The sequence below is a fragment of the Komarekiella delphini-convector SJRDD-AB1 genome (assembly GCF_014831675.1).
Lineage (GTDB): Bacteria > Cyanobacteriota > Cyanobacteriia > Cyanobacteriales > Nostocaceae > Komarekiella.
Map to the genome: position 1 here is coordinate 1 of NZ_VJXY01000075.1, position 21,919 is coordinate 21,919.

Sequence of the window (21,919 nt, forward strand, 5' to 3'; positions counted from 1 at the left end):
GTTTCATTGATGATTGCGACCATTTAGTCAAGAAAACTTACATGACACGAATTGAAGGAGAAAATACAAGATTAAGACATTATTTAGCACGCCGACATCGTCGCACACTTTGTTATTCTAAATCCAAAGAAATGCTGAGTCTATCTATTAAATTGTTACTGCACTACCTGAAGAACGGGGTTGTACCCATCTCAGCCTAATTCATCCCGCAATTATGCAACGCCCCTTTTGCTTTACTGCTTCCGGTATGATTGCTCCGAATTTCCCTAAAAATAATATATCTGTTCTTTCTAGACCAATTGTATATATTTGTCCTTTGATTTGTTTTTGTTTGGCTAATTCTACTAGATAAGCTATGGCTAAATCTAAGCGTTTGACAGCGCTGGTTAAGACAGCTTTTGGTGCAACGTCTAATTGATCCTTGGTGTTACCAAAAGCATATACTCCTTTTTCACCTGCTGTTTGCAAAACTGCGGCTGAGGCATTATCTAACCATTGATAGATGACATCAGCCCCGGAAGAAATTAAAGCGAGAGTCCCTTCCTTGGCTTTGGCAACATCATTCCAATCACCTGTAAAAGTAGAAGTAATTTGGATATTTGGTTTAACAGACTTTGCTCCTAATTCAAATCCTCGCAGTTCTCCCTCGGTAGCGGGGAACTTCTCTCCAGCAATATAAGCTAATTTATTAGATTTAGTAACAGAAGCAGCGATAATGCCACACAAATAACTAGCTTGTAGATGATCTATTCGTAAAGAAGCAATATTCTCACCCTTAAGATTACCATTTACTCCCACAAAAAATGTGTTGGGGAACTGTAAGGCGACTTGTTCAATTGCGGCATCAAATTGTCCGCCATGCGCGAAGATGAGGTTGTAGCCTTTACGAGCAAAATCTGTTAATACTTCTGTTTGATCTGCCTGTGCCACTTTTTCTACATAGGCGGTTTCTGCACCTAGCTTTTGTTTTGCTAGATTGATTCCTTCATAACCAGATTGATTCCAGCCTTTGTCGGTAATCATTCCAGGCAGAGCGATCGCTATTTTAAACCCTTCAGTACCACCCGTTGTTGTCGCTGTTGGTGTCGTTGGCTTATTACTGCAAGCTTGCACCACTAAGCTGGTAGCAAACGCGGCTGAACCAAACAAGATAAATTCACGCCGACTAAAGTTTGTTGTCATACCTCGCCTTCAGATGGATAGTTATTTTAGTTATTTCAACGCTCTAAAGTCGTAGCTGGTCTTTTGGAAATAATTTAGCTCACACCTACATTGGCAACACCTCCTCACTAAGCAAGGCGTAAAATTCCGGCACTGCCTGCTCCAAAGAGCGCAGTTCATTCGCCGCGGTTGCTTTCAACTCCAGCACAACTAGGAGCAGCACCACTCATCAGCCCATCACTTGAGGATAGACAATCTGCGCCGTTTTATCAGTTGGATCTCCCGGTTAACTTCTTTTATTCGGGGAGCCAAAACCGCAACTCCGACTTGAAATACCTATCAGTTTTCTTGGATTCATTGCGCCAGCGATCCCAAGCCACTATCACTTCATATCCTAAATCCTCTATGACTTCCCCCTTCTCGACATACAAAGTACGGTAAGGGTCAGCGTGGGCAACAATGGAACCAACTTTAATCAATTCGCAATTAGAAGAACCAGATGCGGCAAGACTTTTGTGAGAAACCGTCTGTTCCGCAATTTTGGAGGATTCAGCTTTCTCTAGGGCCGCGATTAGCTCTGTCTGTTGTGGTGTCAACTCTGCTCTAATGTCCTGCTTGATTACCTCGTACTCTTGCGCCACTGCCCAATAGTCCTGCCAGCTACACCCAGGCTTTAACAACACCCGTCTAATATCACTAACCGCATGGGGTAGCAGTTGCAATTGTTCCGTCCTTATGGTGATCGCCTGCGGTGTTGGACTACTGCCCAGAATTATCGCCGCAGCTTCCATCGCTTTGGTGTTGTTCATAGCTGTGGCGATCTGCTTCAATGCCATGCCCATCAAGCGTAAGCATTCGGTGGCATTCTCCTTGGGTGGTTCGGTGGCAAGTGATCGCAGATCGATAGTCTTCTCCAGCGCAAGTTTGACCTGCTTATTCAGTGCTTTGGTCGCCTGGGTCGTCATCGTATTGTCCCACTGTCGGGCAGGACGTTGTTCAAGGGCGTTTTCCAATTCCTGAATACGAGAAAGGAGTCGCTGATTTTCAAATTCTAGTTGCCGTAAACCTTCAATTTCTTGAATGTGCTGTCGTAACTGAATAATCTCTTGTTTCTGCTCCTTGTTAAGTTTTTGAGATGATTCGAGTTGTTCTGTTACTTGTTCTTCTACTCTGGCCCTAGTCTCTGCTTGCAAGCCAATCCTCAGTTCTTGCTCCAGGCGCTCCATCTCTTGCCTGTGTTGTTCTTTGAGCGCCGCGATTACGTCCTCGTATTCTTTTGGATATTTGCGCTCAATCGTCAATGACGCATTTGCGTCACCATCAGGAACCAATGGTTCCTCTCTAAATGACTTTTTGCGTAGACGCGGGGGAAGGACAATCTTCGCCGCCGCTGCAAAATCTGATTCACTTGGAGAGGGGTTCTCTGACAAAGCCAACTCTACAGCAGATTTTAGTTTTTCTGGTTCTTTGGCTAGCCGAGCTAGTGAACGGGCTTGGCGCTCATTTTTGATGTGTTCGCCAAATTCACCAGCTGCTTCAATAACCTTATGCGCTCCTAGCAACTGATTGATCCGCCGATACCCACCCCAAGCAGATAGTTCATGCTGGCAGTATTCTTCAAAGTTGTTATACCCAGCGCCCTTATACACCTGTTGCGATCGCATAAGGAGAATTTCCTCTACTGCCTGGGACTCAAATCTGTCGATGGCGGTGAAGCTTTCTTTGACGCTGCTGTTAAGAACACCGTAATCGATTGCTGATGTCGTTTGTTGTCTATCTAATGTCAGCATGGTTGGATCACCTCCAATCGCATGAGGTCAGTGCCGGGGAGTGGACAGAGAAAATGCTTCAGCGATGCCTCGATGTTCTCCAGGATGACAACAGCTTTTTTCACCCCATGCTCATAAACCAACCGCGCGACAACTCCCTGTTTCTCGTGCCTTTTGCTGCCAGGGAAATGAACTTGCACCTTTAAACCTTTTGTGATTTCTGGCGTGGGCACATCTGCTTGAGGCTGACTTGAGGCAGTTTCAACTACTGGCGAACATTGGTTAGAGTGGTCAGCTTTACCTCGTTCGGCAAAGTTCGCACTTTGATTAGTCTGTAACTCTAGGGAGTTCTCCTGTGTATTGTCAGCAATTTCAGTAACATGCGTAGCTTCAATCACAACATTACTGCTGGGATAATTCCCATTATTTGGAACTGTCACCGGTGACAGTTCCGATGTCGGTGACAGTTCTATCCCTTGCGGTTCATGGCTCTCAGGGATTGGCACACTGTCAATTGACTGAGAGGAGGAAAGGGAGCAGGGAGCAGGGGGCAAGGGGGAAATTTCTTCTCCTCTGCACCCTGCTCCCTGCCCCCCTGCCTCCTCTGGTGGTGGATCATATTTGGAGGGAAAATTGGCTACAAACTTAATTTGTCTGCCAACTTTAATTACTGTGCCTTTACCCATGCGCTCTAGTTTGCCAAACAGTTCTGTGGTGTAGGCACTGACATTTCTGAAAGCCTCTTTAGCACGAGTCCCAATCGCCTTAATATTCCTGTAAGCATCTCTAGTGCTAATCCCATCTGTGTGCTTAGTAACAGCTGCGTCCCAGATTTTCAGCAACACAGAGCTGATATCGTCACTTTCAGTAGTCATTTCAGTCACCACATTGAAAGCACTGCGGTAGTATTGAGCAAACAACACCGCTCTAGATAACGTCTTTGTTTCGATTTGCCAAAAATTACAATTGGGATTGCCGTAACATTCAATTAAGTGCAAAGCCAGGGCAATCCTCAATAGTTGCGTTGGTAATTTGAACATCCACGCCCTGATTGCCGGTTGTGTTGTTGCCCATGCCTGCCGCCCGATTTCTTGGCAAAGCTTTGTATAATAGGCATCTGCACTGTTTGAGAGCTTGACTACACCCATTGGACAATTCTCCAGCCAGTCATAGAAGGGTGGTAACTTGTCAGCTAATACACAGTAACCTTTTACACGTCTGGGCATTAAGGCGTTGGCTTTGGCCACCAAGAATCGCGCCAGCATCCCTTGTGAATCTTCGGGGTCTTTGAAGATTTTGCGGAACATCCCCGGCTGAATCCCACCTGTTAATGACAGAGCTGTTTCTTCCACCACGTAAGAGTCAACTTGGCTTACTCTGTCAACTTGGGCTGGTGCGCCGTCCCAAAGTTTGAGCAAGCATTCTAGCCCTTCATTTTCTCCCTTGCCAAACTGCCCAAAGGATTTAAATAATCCTGCTAATTCATCCCTGGCCCACAGTACACCATTGTCTTTCTGCTCTGACAATCGTTTAATGACGGCTTGAATTGTCGCCATCTCAAACATATATTTGCGCTCCAACGGATAGGGGGGGCGTTCGTCCGTATCTCCCTGCCAGTTCTGATATTCTTCTACTTCTTTCTCAAACTGCCTTCTAGCTTCAATCTGCTTTTTCTTAATTGGTGTCAGCACTAAGCTGTCAGCTCTGGTTTTGCCACCTCCAGATTCCAGCACTGTGGCTGTCCAGGCGATCGCTGGAACATTATGCGATTCCACATTCAGTTTTAACCGCTTGCCCACCAGTGATAGTACAGCTGCCATCAGTGGTTGCCAAATTACTATCGGCTCGATGTTGAGAATCTCTGCATCGTGCAACAGATCTGCCGCCATGCTGGGCAAGGCTTGATTAAAATCCAACTTGGCATTGTGCCAATTGATTAAATTATCTAAGCGTATTTCATCTTCGGGCTGAACATCATCTAGTTGACTTCTAACTGAGGAGACTAGCTGTTTGAATGCAGCATTTTTAACAACACTACTATCTAGAACTGATTCTAGTTTCTGCGTCTCTTCATAGTCAGTCAACCCTGACTGCAAAATGTCGGTGACAGTGGTGACAGTAGATGTAATGCCCATCAGTTCTTGATTATAGCTGTCACCCTTGATGGCACTGTCACTGGTGACACTCTTCATTTTCTTGCCATTAACAGTGGTTTGTTGATAATGTGCTGATTGTTGTCTTTGCCACGCTTTTATACAATTATTTAAAGCATCATCCGTAAGTGTAGCGGTGGGATTGTCTTTTTGGGCAGACTTCCAAATTGCTTCAGCTTCTTTGGTGTGTAAAGGAGGTGAACAACGATCACAGTATTCATCAAACAGTATTCTAGGATCTCCCTTGTAGCGATACCCCAGGTGAGTGAGTCTAGCTGCTGTACCAATCAGGTTACGGGCCAGCGCTGCACCTTTGTTGTTTCTCTCACCAAGTCCTGCACCAGAGTCAATGAGAACTCTGTCTGTCTTAGTCAAGCAGGATTCAATTGGTATATCACCTGCTGGTAAATCAATTGGTATGGATGGAGTAATTTTCTCCTGTTGTGGAATAATTGCCCTTAATTCTTCGTAGCTGTAGCGGTTTTGACCGTTGAGAATGATTTGAGAGATCGCATTTGGCACATTATTTGGTGCAAAATGAAAACAACCAGCCAGCCGCATTACCCGTGACGGATTTTTCAGGGAGCGATCGCCCGAAGCGTATTCTAGTAGATCAGTTTGCAATGTCCGCCACTGTTCGGGGCTGATTGGTTCGTTAAATATCCAGTAGCTATGAATTGATTTCCCGCCCGTGTCTATCTGCAAACTCGGCTCTGGTAGTTCAAGACTGCGCCATAATTCTCGTTGTAATTCCTTGTCGAGATTATCATGCTCGTAGAAAATGGCGCGGCAATTGGTCACATCTTTGTCAGCTTGTCCGCCGCCGTTGACTACAAAGTAAACACCCCTGCCATCTGACTGCCAAGCGGTGACTGTTCTGATTAACTGTTTGAGATTGCGTATCTCTGCACTTCTGCCTTTATCTTCTAGTTTGCGGGGGTCATCACTGGGGTAAAAACTGCGTAGGTATATTGTGTCTCCTTGCTTGTAACCCAACGCTGCTAGGTGTTGCGTTATTTGATTGCGATCTACACTGATATTTTTGTTTAACACAATCAATACCTCCGATTATTTGGGTTGGAATACAACGCCAAATCGTTGGCTTGATGGTGTGCGCTTAAAGCTTTGCTTGGCAAAGGGTTAAAGGCGAAGGGAAAAGCGGGACTTTCTTCATCCCTTTTTCCTGTCCAAAGGGCTTTCTCTTGCTTCTTGTGTGTGAAAAGGATATGGGTGCTGAAACTCTCAAGAGTTGACAACACTGTGCCAAACACATACGTTGTGTCTGGAGCAATCAGCAGTAATAGCTCCGACTTTGGATCTAACTCCTGTACCGCCTGGGCTAACTGATACCGCTTTGTTAAGATTTGTATGTAGTCATTGATTGTTGCACTAACGATTGCGATTGCTAGCTCAGACAGCTGCGTGTTATTCTCTCTATGCCAGAACCAGCTTGTCTGCGGTAACATCCTCGCTCTTTGCAAGACATTTTTAAAGCGAGTTTCCTTGAAAGAGCTAATAATCCACTTCTCTAAAGCATCGGAATTAAGGGGTGGGGTGTGCGGGACTGAGACTACCCCCGACAGCCTAACCTCGACACCCTCTTGTATTGGGCATTTGTCATTTTTCACGTTATTCACCTCTAAAACTTGGTTTTCAAGCTTCAGAGGGGGTTTTGCGCTGCTACAGATTTTTAACTACGAAATTCGGGAGTTTTATTTACAAAACTTGATATTTTATAAAATTAAGGAATTTCAACAGCTAAAAGTGCCACACAAACTAGCAAGTTTTGTGTGGCTTCTCGTATAATACAAGAAGCAGCGCGGATTCAATCTCTTCTGACCAGTCAGTGAAAAAGTCGCCAAACTTTAAATGCCACTGCTTTGGTTTCTCTGAGATAACCCCGCTCTGAAGTCATTCAATTTTTCCATTTGGACGAAGCGGTACTCCTTAGTACGTTTTGTCCTTTAAATTTTTGACCTCCATACTTTCGCTTCAATTAGCCTTGATCTTACAGAACTTCTAGTCATCTGGTATCTAACGTCGTTTTGATTTTTACTTGTGACCTCCATATTTGCTAAGGATTGCTTTAGGGGTAATCGAGGTTTGGTTGCACCTCTCTCTGTGTAGCGTGTGATTACCCATGCTCAAGCCGCACCTGGCGTAGGTGTCGCCTCAGCTTTTGGCTTGCGCTCGAAAACTTGTATATTGGGTTCTTCTAACACGAAACCGTTGTCAGTTTGCTGACCGAGTTTACCAGCAATTGCTCCTACCCACTGTGGGTAATTGCTTGCAGCGTCGGTCAGTTTCTTCCAAACTTTGGGTTTAACTGTGACTGAAATGATTTGTCCGTCGCAGTCTAGTTCAAACTGCTGCCAACCGTTCTCTATGGTCTTGGGTTGTGGAAGTTCGTTGATTTTAATTGTGATTTCTAGTTTGCCTGCAATCATAGCTACCTCTGTTATGATGCGATCACTAATTTTTGGGAAGCATCAGACGCACGCACCAAACCCATCGGATCTGTCTTAATATATTTTTTGATTACTGGTTGTAAACTAAAACTAATTTCTTTTGTAAGTGGGTCTTTATTACTTTCAATCAATGATTGCCTTTCAAGTTCTTCTAATGCCTGAACTAGCTCTGAAGTTGATATAGGTATTTCTAAAGTTTCATTTAGATCCATTAAAAGCTTAACGAAGCTAACAGGCTGGTAATTTAAAGCTATTTCTTCCGCTAAATAAATCATTATCTGTCTCTGAATGCCGTTTAATATTTGACCAAACATTTCATTCAGAATTGCTTGGAACTCACTGCTAACGAAGGTAGTTTGATTTGCAAAAAATATTTCAGTTTTACCGCCAAAGAAGTGGTCAATCCTCTTGACGACTGCTTGTAATTCTAAAGGATTACCACGGTAAGTTTTAATTAAATCTTCGCATTTTTTAGGATCAAGCAATCCTTTGCTAGAAAGAAGCTGCATGGCGGCGTCTGCTTCTAAACCTTTAATTTTGAAATACTGAATGGGTAGTTTAATTCTTATCAAACTATCGAACTCATTAGGTAAAACTCTACCAGTTAAAAGCAAGCAGCTTTGATGTTGCTCCTCTAATAAGCGACGAAAAAACATTCTATACTCTAGTCGCTGCTCAAAGTTGTTTCTCTGAAATAATGCGTCAAATTCATCCAATACCAATACACAACGGCGTAATTCCAACTGTTTGAGCAATGATGTAATCATTGCCTGATTATACGTAGGCAAGCTTGAGGAAATCTTAACAGGTTGGATTAGCTCTACTAACTCAGCTACTAAGTCCTGAACTAATGGTGCGTGAGCTACGGATTTCCAAATTAGGCAATCAAATCTCGGTTGAGCTTCTGTACTAAGTTCTGTTAACAGTTTTGCTGCTAATGTACTTTTGCCAACTCCTGGTACTCCTACTAATGCTATGCATCGTTGCTTGGTTATTAACTCTTTTAATTGAGATAGTTCTTGTGTGCGTCCATAAAAATTAGATACATCAGGTGTTTGACCTCCACTGACTTGTACGAAGTTATTATCAAGGGATACTTCCTCTCCCAACGCTGCTTTAGTAGTAAGATACTTTTTATATGTAATTTTTTCTAAAAAATCCCGCAACTTCTTTTTGCTAACCCGCTCACCATTTCCAACTGTTGCGGATAATAGATCCCATAGTTGAGGAGCTAAGTTACGTTGTAAATAATTAACACTATAGGGTGAGTTTTGTGCTATCTCCTCGTAGTCACAATCATTCCATGCTCCCTTCAGAAGAGTGATTTCAGCTTCGGACAAATGTCTAGCTATCCTTGCAAATACCAGGTTGTCTACTGACGCCAAAGCTTCTTCAAAAGTTACTGTAGCTGAGAAAGTCTGCCCTAGTATCTGTTGCTCTGTTGTAATAACGGATGAAAGGGAAGGGTCTGGGATCTTTGGTTCCTGCCCAGCAATAAAATCCATAAATTGCACTTGCCCCATGAGTGTAGCAGACTCCTGTAGGGGATACTTCCCATATTAGGGTTATCTTAGGAGCATGTCATATTTGATTTTACTAGACTTTTCCGCTCATGGTTGCTTGCTTACATAGTAGTATCATACAAATTTCTAATGTAGCTTGTAGGAGGTATAAATTTAAGCTTATTGCTTTTACTCACTTAGATAGTTGAAACTCACCTAGTTTGGGGAAGATGTAATGCTTTAGCAAAACTGCTCTACAGTAGCGAAAATTTTAATGTTTGAACACCTATCAGTAGGATACTTAATTTTCCAAGTTTTATGAAATACTCTGGTAGGTTGGCTGATACGTAGTATTTTTGCCAACAAATTTATATAAGCTTTTTAAATATGTCATGTTACTGTATCAACCCCTTGTGCTCCCATCGCCAGAATCCCGACAATATTAAAAATTGTCTAGCTTGTGGTACTTCACTGTTAATTAATGACCGCATCTATCTAGTTAAGCCTTTAAAAGCGCTTACGGATGATCCTTATAACTATTTTGATGTTTTTGAAGTAGATGACATTGGTACTCAGGAAAATCTTGTACGCGAGCGCCGAGTTATGAAAGTTCTAAAATGGAGTACGCCTAAGCTACGTAAGTTTATTGAAGAAGAATCTTTAGCTTTACAACTAATCCAACATCCCAATATTCCTAAAAGCACTTTAGATGACTTTTTCACTTTTGTTCCTACAAGTCCTCTAACATTACATTGCTTAGTAATGGATAAAATTGAGGGACAAGACTTGGAGCAATGGATAGAATCTAATGGACGTATTTCACAATCTCAAGCATTAGAATGGCTAAAACAATTAGTTGAAATGCTTGATACAGTACACCGTTCAGATTTTTTTCATCGAGATATTAAGCCTTCTAACATAATTCTTCAGCCAAACGGTCAACTAGCATTGGTTGATTTTGGTACTGTGCGACGATTGACTAACACTTATTTAGCGAAAGTTAGTGGAAGTGGGGGGACTAACGACGGTAGGGGAGGACGATATGAAATTACAGCAGTAGTCACGCCGCGTTACACTCCACTAGAACAAATTGAGGGACAGGCAGTACCTCAGTCAGATTTTTTTGCTTTGGGACGGACTTTTATACAATTAGTTACTGGTGTTCAACTTATGGATTTACCCAAGGACGAACAAACAGGAAGACTAATCTGGAGAAATGAAGCTCAGCAAATTGACAAACCTTTTGCTGATTTTATTGATGAGTTAATGGCTCCCCTGCCAGGGCAGCGTCCGCAAACTACTAGAGTAATTTTGCAACGATTGGAGCGATTACCATTTAAATCAAAGCTTCACCGTGTAATCACATCGAAGTCATTTCAAATTGGTGCGGGTGTTTTAGGGGCTTTAAGTTTGTTTGGCTTATTCTACATATCACTTCCTGTCATAGCTAATTATTATCTAAATCAAGGTAAAAAAGCTCAACAAGAAAATCGTCTTACAGATGCTCAAGGAGATTTTCAAACAGCTATTAAATTTGATTCTAAGCTATCCCCTATAGTAGCCAATTATTTTTTTGAACAAGGCAAAAAAGCTCACAAGGAAAATAGATTTGCTGATGCTGAAAAGTATTTCCAAGCAGCGGTCAAATATCAACCTGACTTGACTTACTCCGTCTCTAGTTTCTATATTGATCTAGGTTTTCGGAATAAAGACGCTCCTCAGCTTGCTAGAAATAACTATGAGCTAGCTATCAAATATAATCCTAAAGATGATGTTGCTTATAACAATTTGGCAGTAGCATGTCAGCAATTGCAAGATTATAATTGCGTTAGTAATACTTATGAATTAATTTTTAAACTCAAGCCCAATGCATGGGAATCACGTTACGGATTGGGAACTTTTTATGATGAGCGTGGGAAGTATGATTTGGCTGAAAAACAATATCAGTTAGCTATAAAAAGCAGTAGTGAAGCTATATTTGCTATTGCCGCTTTATCAAGGCTGGAGAATAAAAGTGGTGATTATAACACCGCCATTACTTTAGCTCTGCAAGGTTTAAGTAAAACTGAGAATCGAGAGTTGCAAGCTTCGTTTTACAAAGATTTAGGTTGGGCAAAATTAATGCAAAATAGATTGAGTGAGTCCAAGAAATATTTAGAAAAAGCAATTGATTTAGATGGTCAGAGAATAGATGCTTACTGCCTGTTATCTCAAGTACAAGAAGCTTTAGGTGAAAACGATGATGCTAGAATTTCTATATCAGCGTGTATTTTAGGCAAGTCTGGTCTGCCGGAAGTTCTTATGTGGAGAGAAGATTTGCTAGATCGTATTCTCAAAAAGTGATAATCTGCTAATAGTTAACAATATAAATTAGCAAAAAAAGTGAGAATTAGTACAAAAATTATTATATTGTCCTGTTTGAGTTTCCTTCTTATTAAAGATGTGCCATTGTTGGCAAGTGTACCTCTTATAAGAGCAAGAAGAAATCAGGTTCGCTGTAATCCGGCACTTGGAAGAGTAATGAATAAAGGAGACAAACGTTTTGAACCAGGCAGCTTGGTTTGTCAGGGAGAGCAATTAGAAGTTTTGAATGGTGGTCAGATAAAATTCTTATGCCTGAGTTCGGGAGATATTTTAAATTTATCAAGTGGAGCTATTCCTCCCGACAAATGTGCAATAACTGATACGTCTGCATCGACTTGCAATCCCAGTAACATACATGTGTGCTTAATCCGAAAGGGTGGAAACAGACAAGATGATGAGCCTACAATCATTTATCCCTACACTAGTTCACTAATGAAAACCAGACCAGACATAGCTTGGCGTCCTGTTCCAGGTGCTACTTCTTATAAAGTAAGGGTAAAGGGGTCTGAATTTGAATGGGAAACAATTGTAGATAAAACTAAGATTACTTACCCTCCAGAAGAAAAAGAATTAGCTTTTGACCAAGCATTCAACATCTCTGTTATTGCTTATAGAAAAGATTATCCTCCAACTGCGGATTCGTTTGTAGTTAACTTGTTTTCTAAACAGGAAATTAAACGAGTTTTAGATGCAGTAGAGCAAATCAATTCTTTAAGCTTACCTCAAGATGAAGCTGCTCTTGACATAGATGCTGTATATGCGTCCAGAGGTTTCCTAGATGAAAGCCTTGAAATATTAACCAAGGTAGCCACGGCAGGTAGTAAAAATCCAACTATCTATAGAGTGTTAGGTGAGCGCTATTTTGAGGCAGGTTTACCAGACGAAGCTAAGCGCCAATATTTAATAGCATCTGAATTAGCGAAAAATAGTAACAACTCATTTGAGCTAAAAAAGGTGGAATCAGGATTAAAAATAATAGATTTTTACAACCAACTTCCTACCAAAAGGAAAGGCGCCCAGTAGTAAGGATGAGTGTATTTAGGATTTTTCATTAATGCTAACTGTGCCTGTCTTAATGCCTCTGCTTTAGTTAAACCATTTCTCAATCCTTTATAGAATTCTTCCATCAGTACAACAGTGGAGTCTGCTTCTACCAACCATAAGGTTGCCAACGTGCTTCTTGCTCCCGCTTGTACTGCAACTCCAGCAATTCCTAGAGATGATCTTCTGTTACCCTTAGCGGTTTGACAGGCGCTCAAAACTAACAACTCAATTATATCGGAACTAGCTTGAGTTTTATTTCTTATTAAAGTATCAAATTCTCTAATATTAATTTGCCGATCATAAGCTAAAAATCCTGTACGCATAAGTTGAGAGCTAAACTGTCCATGAGTACTAATATGAACAAGTGGAAAAGTTTCTTTACTTATTTTTTGTCCAAAACTAGAACTAGTAAATTCTTTATCTAGTAGCGTAAGTGAAGAATTAGTTAGTTTTCTGATATCTTCTGCTTCTTGCCTTGCTTGGGGTAAAGCTTCTGCCCCAGGAGGAGCATTTGAATCTGTCAAGCTGGGGCTAGGTATAGATAGAGCAGCGATGAGAGCTTTCATCTGGTCTTGTCGTAAAGACTTAGGGATTCGGACTCTCGAACCCAAAGTTTCTGAAAAACTATAACGCTTCACTAAAAAATCTTTTCCATCATGCAGCAAGTTCATTGGTAGACTTTGGAAAGATTTATCTAAAATAAAGATTAAAGTGCCGGAGTCAGGCAAATATCTTTTTAAAGGTGCAATTAACTCTTTGTAAAGTACTTGATAATGCGAAGTAATCACTTGTTCTTTAGTGGAAACAAGCCTTTCGTTTTGTAAAATCTCTAACAGGGCATCGATGTGAGTTCTAACTAATTTTGAATCAACGGAGTGATGATGAGGAGAGCCTCCTGGGGATTGAACAATTACTTCTATGGTATTGGCCAAATCAATAATGTGAATTATTGCTGGGACGGTACTCAAGTCTTGAATTTCATTTAAAGCAACAAGGTTGAGTTTGCCGCATTTGAGATAATCCTCTAACTCTGCTACTTGAAATTGTTCGTAAGTTTGGCGTATTAACTCTAAATTAGGAGAAGGGCTTGCCGCTAACAGCTGCATGTAAGTCCGATACACGGGTTCCACTTTTTCATAAAAGAAAAACTGTGCATCTGAATTGCTGGACAAAAAATTATCACGAATTTGTGTAAGGCTGTCAATAGTTGCACCGTAAGCTTGAATCGCTGCTTCAGATTTACCTTGTCTCTGATACAAATTCCCTAATTGCTGTTGCCATTCATAGGCAATATTTACATCATTAATTGACTGAGCTAAACTTAGAGCTTTTTCAAAATATGTTTGTGATTTCTCTGGACTTAACTTCCCCAAGGTTCCCAAACTTTTAGATTCTAATCGTTGACTGTTAATGCTTTTAGCTGTTTCTAAGGCAGATGTAGCATACTGAATAGCTACTGACTGCAATGATTTACCTTGAATCTTACTTAAATTGTTAGCAAATTTTAGCCGAGCTCGAATGGATTGCTCAGCCGACAGATGAGAAAATGCTTCATGATTTTGCAGTATCAGATTTACTAGAGGTTGAATCTGCTGATTAACTTTTGTATGAATATCTACTAGCTTAGGTTTATCTGTTAGCCATTCGTCAAAGTCCAGCAGTAAGTTCAAGCGGTTTAATTGAGATTGAAGTTTTACGCCTACTGGAATACTCGCTTGATTATCCAAAAGTTGATAATTATTAAGTGACTCCTGTGCTTTCTGAGGAATAAGATTTACAATTGTGTCTCTAAATAGCGGTTCCTCTATCCATTTATACTCATCCCGCGCTTTTTGATAGATCGACTGTTTTGTATTACCCAGTGCTAGCACAATATCACTAACGTTATCTGAAGGTATCTTTTGAGTCAATGATAGCGCTTCTTCTAGAACTGCTTCAGATTCATTTAACTTGTAGTTTAGACGTAATATTTCTCCTAAACTCTGTAATCCAAGAAGATTTAGTGGCGTTAGATTTAGCTTATGAACTTCCGTTTTTACTTGCTCCTTTATTGATTCAGATGACTGCATTACTATTGTTGGGGCACAAATCCAATCACCCAACTTCAAAGCTGACAAAAGGGTTGTACAAGCTTGAGAGTGCAAGCCCAATTTTTGCAGAGCAAAGTTTTGATAAATCAAGCTTTCTGTAATGCCCTCAGAATTATTGAGTTGGCGATAAAGTTTCATCGCTTCTTGCCAACTTTTGAGAGCCTCTGCTGGCTGATCTTGATTTAATTGTGTTCTACCTGTTTGGATTAGTACTTCAGCCTGTTGCAGAGGTGTTTCTTTTTTAGCGGACTGAGCCAGCAACAGGGATGATTTGCTCAAAACTATTGACAAAGCTAGAATAATGCCTAAAAGAACGTATTTTAGCCAAGGTTTCCATTTAATCATTGCTCTGCTCTATTTTATTTCTAATGATGGGAACACTTCTGCTACAGAACCGACTGAAGAACACGAATTAGCAGCTAAAAAGCTATTATGAGCCGCTTGATTAGGTGTTGTTGCGACTAATTCGACGTTTCCTTTAGAATTTATTACCCAACCTTGAGCTTCTACAATTTTTGTAGTCTCCTTGATCTTTGACGACTGTGATTTAGTTGGAGGTTCAGTGGACTCAACTGAAATAGAATTCCTTTGCACAAAAGGTTGGCTATATAGCTGCTCGTCAAAGTTTGGTGGTGGGCTGTTTTTAGCGACAGTTAATAGCTCTCTCCCCGTGCCTGACTGTGCAACACAAACTGAAGCCATCTTAGGGGGTTGTTGAACTATTTTTGGAACTGTCATAACACCACGGGTAGGATCTTGATTCGTAAAGTTGATATTAACTGTGCCATCAACTCCCAACTGCGAACTTGCAGTAATAAAGCTATTAGGAGAGAAGATAAGTATTTGGGTATTAATGTTGATATTGCCGCCATTACCTTCAACTGCATTAGCTTTTATACTGCTATTTTCTGAACCAGTTAGGAGTAGTGTATTGATGTCGATATTGCCGCCGTTGCTGTTACCTTCAGCAGTTGCACTGATTGTACTGTTGCGTAACTGTAAATTCTGTGAATTGATGTCGATATTGCCGCCTTCGCCGGAAGCAGTTGTAGCAGTGATAGAGCTTTTATTATTTAGAGTGATTGACCGAGCATTAATTGTAAGCGTTCCAGCATCACTACTTGTTCCCTCATTCGTAACGCTAGCTTGTCCACCATCTGTGATAAGTAAACTTACAGTATTGATATTTACCTCTCCAGGGGAACCACTTGGTACTGGAGGAGCGCCGAATAGTTTTTGGGTGTCAGTACTTGCTCTGACCGCAGACGATTCTACTGAACCCTTTACCTTTACATGGGAAGCGTTAATAGTAACAATTCCAGCAGAGCCAAAGCCTCTGGTAGAAGTACTAACCCTTGCCATGTCCCCCACTACCAAACTTGGGGTGTTGATCGTCAAATTGCCAGCATTTCCAGTATTGACAGTCCCAGAGGAAAAATAGCTGGCAACATAGTTTATCCCTGAGTTTATCAATTCCTGGGAATTGCTTAATTCTACAAAATCAGTTGCATTCACAATTACATCTCCTCCTGCGCCAACACCATTACTTAGAGATGTAATTATTCCCCCGTCTTGAGCTAGCAAGTTTCCTGTTGACAACGTAATATCTCCTGCCTTTCCTGAAGAACCTGATGTACTAGTAATAATGCCGCTAGTATAAAAAGGATTAAGAGTTGAAAAGCCGAGCAATTGAATTGATTTAGAAGCATTCACGGTCACTAATCCCCCACCCGCAGCACCGTAGGTTCTACTGTTTATACTTGCTCCTTCATCAATAACGAGCTGTTTTGTAGAAATGTCGATATCTCCTCCATTTCCAGATCCCAGAGATTCAGTTCGTAAAACACTAACGAACCTGCCATTAGAGGAAGATCCGCTCAGTTTTATTGCCTCAATAGCATTAATATCTATTTTGCCTGAAGGTTGCAAACCTTGATTTTGAATGAGAATTGTTGAACCTTCATTTAAGGATACGACTTTTCCTTTTAGGACAACAGAGCCGCCACTATTTCCCGTGGCATCTACCAATGTTTGTTGAGAAAGACTGATATCTTTAAAGTTTTGTACACTTTGACTCAAAGTAGAGCTTTGGGAGTCAGAATCAAGATTAACTACACCAGAGTCAACACTGCTAATCTCAATTCGGCCTCCCTCTGCTGTCAAAGTAGCGCCCTCTAAGGTAACATTGCCCCCTACTAGAGCTATGTTTCTGCCTGGTTGTACGCGCAAACTAGTCACATTAGTGTTTCGTATAGTTGGGGAGTTTCTTAAACTTGGAGCAATCAAACCTTGTCCTGTACCCTTAACTAGAATTGCACCCGAATCTCTACCAACTTGTAGTCCTAAAGGTGCGCTAACAATAAGTAAGGGTTCAGTTTGGGAATTCTTCGTACTAAACTTAGATCCGTCAGCGAAGTTCACAGCGTTGGCAGTACTGGCAAAAAACGAGCCACCAATATCCAACCGGGCATTCTGACCAAATAAAATCCCATTCTGATTAATCAGAAATAAGTTGGCTGTGCTGTTAGCCTTGATCAGTCCGTCTATGTCTGAAATTGACGAGCCTGTAACCCGGCTGATTATGTTCTGAATATTTGCAGTATTGTTAAAGTAAGCAGTACCGCCAGTCGGAACAGAAAACTCTTTAAAACTGTGAAAGAGGTTACCACCTGCTTCGGTTCCTCCCTCAATTCGACTAGTGTTTTCTTGATTGGTAACAAGGGAATTAACAGGCAACGTTTTGTCTGGTATCACTTGTGCTGTTACTGGTGAAGAGACTAGCAGTAGGAAAAGCAAGATGCTACCCTTAACATTCCATAATGGTACAGTATGTAGTTTCATTTAGTCTCCCTTTTTCTACGTCTGTAATTAACATTTGAAAACTTCTAAAGTGAATCTTGTGAACCCAGATGCATCAAAATGACGAGTACCTCGATACATTAACGTAGGCTTCACTAGCCACTGTGTTGTCAGGCAAAACTCCTTTCCACTTTCTATCTGTCTTGGAATATTGACAGATATGTTGTCAGCTAAATGTAAGGTTAGGTAATCTTCAGCTAATCTTTCTAATTGCATCCATGAGTTTGCTACTATAGGCGACACTATCCAATCCGGTGTCATCCTTTTAATTGTTCCTTGGCATTTACTACTAAATTCATTCACCGAGTAATAAGGAGAAGTATCAGCAAAGCTACTCAGATGTTCGGGAATAATTAAAACATCTAATGTGCCGTTTTCGTTATACCTAGCAACAGCGCTTCCTCGCCTATCTTCATGCCTAAAACCAGTCTCGAAAAAAAACGTTGAACCAGGGTTTACTGTTGTGGAACCCCAAGAAAAGCTGTTGTCTAAAAATAGTCCCTTTATAAGAGGTTTTTTCCGAGTTTCAAAATTTTCTAGTTTAGTAGTGCCGTCTGCATAAATATAGTAATTTTGACGGCTTACTTCGCTTGCATTACTACTTACATAAAAACTTCTGATACACTGATATGCGCGAGTTAATATACCTTCTGGGTTATATATATTCCAAGTTCCATGCCATTCTCCACCATGATAATGGCAAAAATTTTCCCAATTTTTGATTTGAGCGTCTGTTACGTTTTCTAGTAAAGTGTCTTGATTCATTAGATGTTTTTTCCAAAGAATTGTAAAAGTAAAAATTAAACGATCACATTATGCTCAGAGAACATGGACGTGATGTTGTGTGAGTCGTTGAATATCACTAAGAGAGATCCAATAAATAAACTGCCTAGTGGGCGTTAAAAATTTTCCTCCCTTACTCTGAATCTGTATTTGGGCATTTGTTACTTTGTATAGATTTATCCTTTTTAGATTGCTAAATTGCTGCTGATAGCGAGCAAAGTTCCCTATAATCACAAAACATTGATAGTATACAGCAATGAGCAGCATATTCAATACTTTTGGAAGTAGAAAAATACCACTATCGTAATGACTATTAGCCTGATAACAAGCACTTTAGTTTCTAAAAATCAAGGCGATTTTGAAAATCCATCGCCTGTATTAAAAGTTGAACTTAGTAGGCTAAACGGCTTGATATTACTAGCTTTGAGAGATTCATGCTTGAGGTTAAAATAGCTCTTTCTCACACCAAGTACTACTTAGTTAGCAACGAACCAAAGCACTTTTCGGTCAACTTTTTAATTACCCGTGTCGGAGCTAGATGTAGCAGCCATACCTTGTAATCTGTATTTTCTCTATGCAAATTATAGGAAATTAATATTAGTAAAAAGTTGTAATATAGGTTGAAAAAGTAACGTTTGATACTATGTATGTTTATGCAAGGTTCTATTTTAATCGTCAAAATATTTGAAGTACTGTCAAATTATTCATCGTCCCGCGATCACAGTTCAGCCTCGGACTGGGTGCATTCGATGCGACGATAAATTCCGATAGGCCAGATAGTCGCTTTTTTAGTTGGCAAGGTCAAGCGCAGTGGGTACGCCTGCTGGCTCCTGAAACCATAGCGTTACTCCGTCTGAACACGCAACTAGCGACTACTACACTCGTGCCTTTCGAGCAATTTAGCGTTGGTGGGCAGGAGAGCGTACGGGGCTATCGCCAGGATTTCTTGCTGTCCGACAATGGCGTGTTCGCTTCAGCTGAAATACAAGTACCGATTCTCCGCGCTGGTGGTACATTGCAGTTGATCCCCTTTGCAGACTTCGGGATTGGGTGGAATTCTGGTACAGAAAATCCCGACTCGAATACTCTGGCTTCTGTAGGATTGGGGTTGCAGTGGAGAGGAGGCGATCGCTTTACTGCTCGTGTTGACTGGGGGATTCCGTTGGTAGATGTGGATTCGGACGGAAGAACTTGGCAGGAGAATAGGGTGTATTTTTCTGTGATTTATAATGCTTTATAAACTACTCTAACCTCAGCTGTCTGTAGAACCAAGTCAAACAATCACTTTTCAATAATTGTCCGTACACTTTATAGTTTACCGGACATATTAAATGATTGAATATAAATATGAGGCAATGGGATGCAAGCCCAAAGTCTCAAGAAATACTATCCCAAGGAAATTCTTATGTATATGTATACTATTCACTTTGACTATGAAACAACGTGGCGCAATCAAAGCAGCGATCGCCACTATTCAAAGTAGATTATCAAAATTGATTCAGCCCCTTAAACTTGTCTTGTTTAGTTTGCCTCAATCAAGGTGTTGAAAAATCTCTTAGGGCTGGCTCGATATATCCGTACTGCACGGATCATCAAAATTGCGCTTTGGAAAGGCAAACTTATCAAAAAAAATCGAAGAAGAATTCAGGAGCCACAATAAATCAATATAGCGGTTCTCCGTAAAACTCTAACTTTCACAATTTTTTAGCGAAGCTTCTCTTGCTTCGCTAAAACGAAAAGCGTGTTATTATTGGTGATTTAAAAAACTGCAAGCATGAAATATGCGATTTTAGTTAGGCTTGGTGGCGAAATCATTGCAGCTGAAGATGCCGATTATGAAGATTACAAGGGCTTTCTCAAATGCCCCATCTGCAAGGAACCAGTATTTTTAAGAAAGTCTCATATCAGGAATAATACACAAGTACCTTCCTCGTTTGTGCATCATAAGTCCGTTCCTGAAATTTCTATTTGTGAATTAAGAGTGGGCAAGTACACGAAACAAGATATTGAAGCGATCGCCACTACAGCTAGGAAGCAGAGATTAGATAAGTTAAGAATTTCTCTCTGGAAGTTTCTTAAATATAATTTGACCATTGACTTGAAAAGCTGGTCAAAATATACCCAGGACGCGAAAAAATTAAAACTATTGAATGAAATTATTGACTATGGAATGCAAAATTTGGATGGAAATATTAACTTTATCTTAGATAACACTTTACCAAGAGTTGAAACATTACTCAAAACCAAAGACTCAAGGATAGCAGTTTCTCCTGAAATCGAACCATTTATTAATAGTTTTTTAAAAGAGAACAAAAGTCATTGGCAGTTGCACTGCAAAATTACTAGGGAAGCTTTAGAGTTATTTTTAACCAGTAATTCTATGAAAGAAATTAGGTACAGGTTACTCTGTTGTTTATGCCACCTTACATCTTTACAATCAATGCCAGAACTGCTGGACTTAGATATGGAAACTGATGAGTGGAAGGGAAAATTTTTGGCTTATATCACACTGCAAGTTACGTTTGTTTTTCTGACTGTAAACTGGGTTAAGATTTTTTAGATACTGCCTGTCCTTAAACCCGCCCATGATTACATGGACGAGGAATGCAGGACGGAATCTTGTTCAAATCTGTTAAGGTTTTTGAGAAAACAAGCAATTCAATACTTGGTTGGTCTGTTGGCAAGCAGTAAGCTCCCGCTTCATTTGAGATGCGGTGATAAAAACTAAAGCAATTGCAAAAACTAAAATCAAAGGATTAGTTTTCGCCAAATTAAACCACCAACGCCAATCTTTGAAGTTTGGTACTTGAGGTAGTCGTAAATTCCAAAAGCTGAAATTTCCAAAGCCAATTTGCACTTTACTACCGGGAAGCCACTCTTCATCAAGATTGACGAAAACCACCTGTACACGGGGATTCTGCTCAACCATTGAAGCCGTCCTGAGGGCTGATGATTGCGCCCTTGCATCAGGTGTGAGAAAACCCATCACAACGAGTTTATGGGTATTGTTTAAGCCGTAAAGGTTGAGTTGGCCGACAGCTTGGTAAATGGTGTCGCGGTCGAGGTATTTCTTCACCTCTGCGATCGCTCCACCTTGCCAGTTGGTAACTATATCGGCCCGTCCTCCGTTAGCAGGAGCTTCTAGTTGAACTTGAAATCCGCGTTGGGTTAGGCGATCGCTCAGGTATTGCTGTAAGTCTCGTTCCTGCCAGCGATCTGGGAATCCGGCAGATTCACAAAATTTAGATGGGAGCATAAATTAGATCTGCACACCCAAATCAACAACTTCAAGAACATCTGGCAACCACCGAACGTGTTCAACAATTTTGTCGTGAGTCCTGGCTTTATCGCGGGTCACAGTTCCCCACTGCTTACCAGCTTGAGTCAGATGCCAGATGTTTTTGCGGCATTGTTTACCAGCAGAGTTGATCTTGATTTCGACTTCTTCAGTCTGCAAACCAGCAGCTTCCAAAACACGATTAACTATTTGGGGTTTAATTGGCTTGGGTAGTCCTTGCTGCTCGGCATATAATTCACCAATTGTAGTTGGGGACAAATGTCGATCGGGAGTCGCTATAATTTCCCCAATTGCTCCGACCAACTCATTTGCCATCGGAGCTATTTCTGGGTACAGCGCTTGTACACCTCGTACAACTGTGATTGTCTGTAATTCTGAACTTAACTTTGTACCAGCAAGAACCTTTTGCCCAAAGTTAACGAGTTCAT

15 protein-coding genes and 1 pseudogene are annotated in these 21,919 nt (G+C 40.9%); 5 read left to right on the top strand and 11 right to left on the bottom strand.

Features of this window, described 5'->3' with window-relative positions; translation table 11 throughout:
• The coding region (locus FNW02_RS34055; protein ID WP_191761946.1) for an IS1 family transposase at positions 1-200 on the top strand (200 nt) is incomplete at its 5' end.
• Between the two features lies 1 nt (position 201).
• Here the strand turns inward: FNW02_RS34055 and FNW02_RS34060 are convergent.
• The 6 genes from FNW02_RS34060 to FNW02_RS34085 form a co-directional block, all read right to left on the bottom strand.
• Positions 202-1,182 (bottom strand): BMP family protein, encoded by a 981-nt coding sequence (locus FNW02_RS34060; RefSeq protein WP_191761947.1) that lies wholly within the window; start codon positions 1,180-1,182, stop codon positions 202-204.
• Between the two features lie 275 nt (positions 1,183-1,457).
• The gene (locus FNW02_RS34065) at positions 1,458-2,951 is read right to left on the bottom strand and encodes a DUF4670 domain-containing protein (RefSeq protein ID WP_191761948.1); all 1,494 of its coding nucleotides are present in this window, start codon (positions 2,949-2,951) and stop codon (positions 1,458-1,460) included.
• The gene (locus FNW02_RS34070) at positions 2,945-6,136 is read right to left on the bottom strand and encodes a DUF3987 domain-containing protein (RefSeq protein ID WP_191761949.1); all 3,192 of its coding nucleotides are present in this window, start codon (positions 6,134-6,136) and stop codon (positions 2,945-2,947) included. The genes FNW02_RS34065 and FNW02_RS34070 overlap by 7 nt, the downstream gene beginning before the upstream one ends.
• Before the next feature lie 2 nt (positions 6,137-6,138).
• The gene (locus tag FNW02_RS34075; protein WP_191761950.1) at positions 6,139-6,711 is read right to left on the bottom strand and encodes a hypothetical protein; all 573 of its coding nucleotides are present in this window, start codon (positions 6,709-6,711) and stop codon (positions 6,139-6,141) included.
• A 516-nt stretch (positions 6,712-7,227) separates the two neighbouring features.
• Positions 7,228-7,530 carry a fertility inhibition FinO-like protein gene (locus FNW02_RS34080; protein ID WP_191761951.1) on the bottom strand — a complete coding sequence of 101 codons (303 nt, stop codon included), beginning with the start codon at positions 7,528-7,530 and terminating at the stop codon, positions 7,228-7,230.
• An 11-nt stretch (positions 7,531-7,541) separates the two neighbouring features.
• Positions 7,542-9,056: an AAA family ATPase gene (locus FNW02_RS34085; protein WP_191761952.1), complete on the bottom strand. Its 1,515-nt coding sequence runs from the start codon at positions 9,054-9,056 to the stop codon at positions 7,542-7,544.
• Between the two features lie 384 nt (positions 9,057-9,440).
• Here FNW02_RS34085 and FNW02_RS34090 point away from each other — a divergent pair, with 384 nt between their 5' ends.
• Together FNW02_RS34090 and FNW02_RS34095 are read left to right on the top strand one after the other, a co-directional pair.
• Positions 9,441-11,396: a serine/threonine-protein kinase gene (locus tag FNW02_RS34090; protein WP_191761953.1), complete on the top strand. Its 1,956-nt coding sequence runs from the start codon at positions 9,441-9,443 to the stop codon at positions 11,394-11,396.
• Positions 11,397-11,435: 39 nt separating this feature from the next.
• On the top strand, positions 11,436-12,440 hold the full coding sequence (locus FNW02_RS34095) for a tetratricopeptide repeat protein (protein WP_191761954.1): 1,005 nt from the start codon (positions 11,436-11,438) through the stop codon (positions 12,438-12,440).
• Here FNW02_RS34095 and FNW02_RS34100 read toward each other — a convergent pair.
• Genes FNW02_RS34100 through FNW02_RS34110 form a run of 3 tightly spaced genes read right to left on the bottom strand, consistent with a single transcriptional unit; the run spans position 12,401 to position 18,175 of the window.
• On the bottom strand, positions 12,401-14,896 hold the full coding sequence (locus FNW02_RS34100; protein WP_191761955.1) for a CHAT domain-containing protein: 2,496 nt from the start codon (positions 14,894-14,896) through the stop codon (positions 12,401-12,403). The genes FNW02_RS34095 and FNW02_RS34100 overlap by 40 nt on opposite strands.
• A gap of 9 nt (positions 14,897-14,905) precedes the next feature.
• Positions 14,906-17,392: a two-partner secretion domain-containing protein gene (locus FNW02_RS34105; RefSeq protein WP_191761956.1), complete on the bottom strand. Its 2,487-nt coding sequence runs from the start codon at positions 17,390-17,392 to the stop codon at positions 14,906-14,908.
• Between the two features lie 27 nt (positions 17,393-17,419).
• Positions 17,420-18,175 (bottom strand): DUF3598 family protein, encoded by a 756-nt coding sequence (locus tag FNW02_RS34110; RefSeq protein WP_191761957.1) that lies wholly within the window; start codon positions 18,173-18,175, stop codon positions 17,420-17,422.
• A gap of 724 nt (positions 18,176-18,899) precedes the next feature.
• Here FNW02_RS34110 and FNW02_RS34115 point away from each other — a divergent pair.
• Both FNW02_RS34115 and FNW02_RS34120 read left to right on the top strand, forming a co-directional pair.
• Positions 18,900-19,433, top strand: a pseudogene (locus FNW02_RS34115) (ShlB/FhaC/HecB family hemolysin secretion/activation protein); the annotation flags it as partial.
• A gap of 534 nt (positions 19,434-19,967) precedes the next feature.
• On the top strand, positions 19,968-20,753 hold the full coding sequence (locus tag FNW02_RS34120; protein WP_191761958.1) for a hypothetical protein: 786 nt from the start codon (positions 19,968-19,970) through the stop codon (positions 20,751-20,753).
• Positions 20,754-20,825: 72 nt separating this feature from the next.
• Here FNW02_RS34120 and FNW02_RS34125 read toward each other — a convergent pair whose 3' ends face one another.
• Together FNW02_RS34125 and FNW02_RS34130 are read right to left on the bottom strand one after the other, a co-directional pair.
• Positions 20,826-21,449: a hypothetical protein gene (locus FNW02_RS34125; protein WP_191761959.1), complete on the bottom strand. Its 624-nt coding sequence runs from the start codon at positions 21,447-21,449 to the stop codon at positions 20,826-20,828.
• Between the two features lie 3 nt (positions 21,450-21,452).
• Positions 21,453-21,919 (bottom strand): hypothetical protein (locus FNW02_RS34130; RefSeq protein ID WP_191761960.1); only part of this gene is annotated, 467 nt, incomplete at its 5' end.

What these genes read in the sequence shown, in the direction of transcription:
- FNW02_RS34060 (WP_191761947.1), bottom strand. Translation starts at nt 1,182, where the DNA reads ATGACAACAAACTTTAGTCGGCGTGAATTTATCTTGTTTGGTTCAGCC.
- FNW02_RS34065 (WP_191761948.1), bottom strand. Translation starts at nt 2,951, where the DNA reads ATGCTGACATTAGATAGACAACAAACGACATCAGCAATCGATTACGGT.
- FNW02_RS34080 (WP_191761951.1), bottom strand. Translation starts at nt 7,530, where the DNA reads ATGATTGCAGGCAAACTAGAAATCACAATTAAAATCAACGAACTTCCA.
- FNW02_RS34085 (WP_191761952.1), bottom strand. Translation starts at nt 9,056, where the DNA reads ATGGATTTTATTGCTGGGCAGGAACCAAAGATCCCAGACCCTTCCCTT.
- FNW02_RS34090 (WP_191761953.1), top strand. Translation starts at nt 9,441, where the DNA reads ATGTCATGTTACTGTATCAACCCCTTGTGCTCCCATCGCCAGAATCCC.
- FNW02_RS34100 (WP_191761955.1), bottom strand. Translation starts at nt 14,896, where the DNA reads ATGATTAAATGGAAACCTTGGCTAAAATACGTTCTTTTAGGCATTATT.
- FNW02_RS34105 (WP_191761956.1), bottom strand. Translation starts at nt 17,392, where the DNA reads ATGAAACTACATACTGTACCATTATGGAATGTTAAGGGTAGCATCTTG.
- FNW02_RS34110 (WP_191761957.1), bottom strand. Translation starts at nt 18,175, where the DNA reads ATGAATCAAGACACTTTACTAGAAAACGTAACAGACGCTCAAATCAAA.
- FNW02_RS34120 (WP_191761958.1), top strand. Translation starts at nt 19,968, where the DNA reads ATGAAATATGCGATTTTAGTTAGGCTTGGTGGCGAAATCATTGCAGCT.
- FNW02_RS34125 (WP_191761959.1), bottom strand. Translation starts at nt 21,449, where the DNA reads ATGCTCCCATCTAAATTTTGTGAATCTGCCGGATTCCCAGATCGCTGG.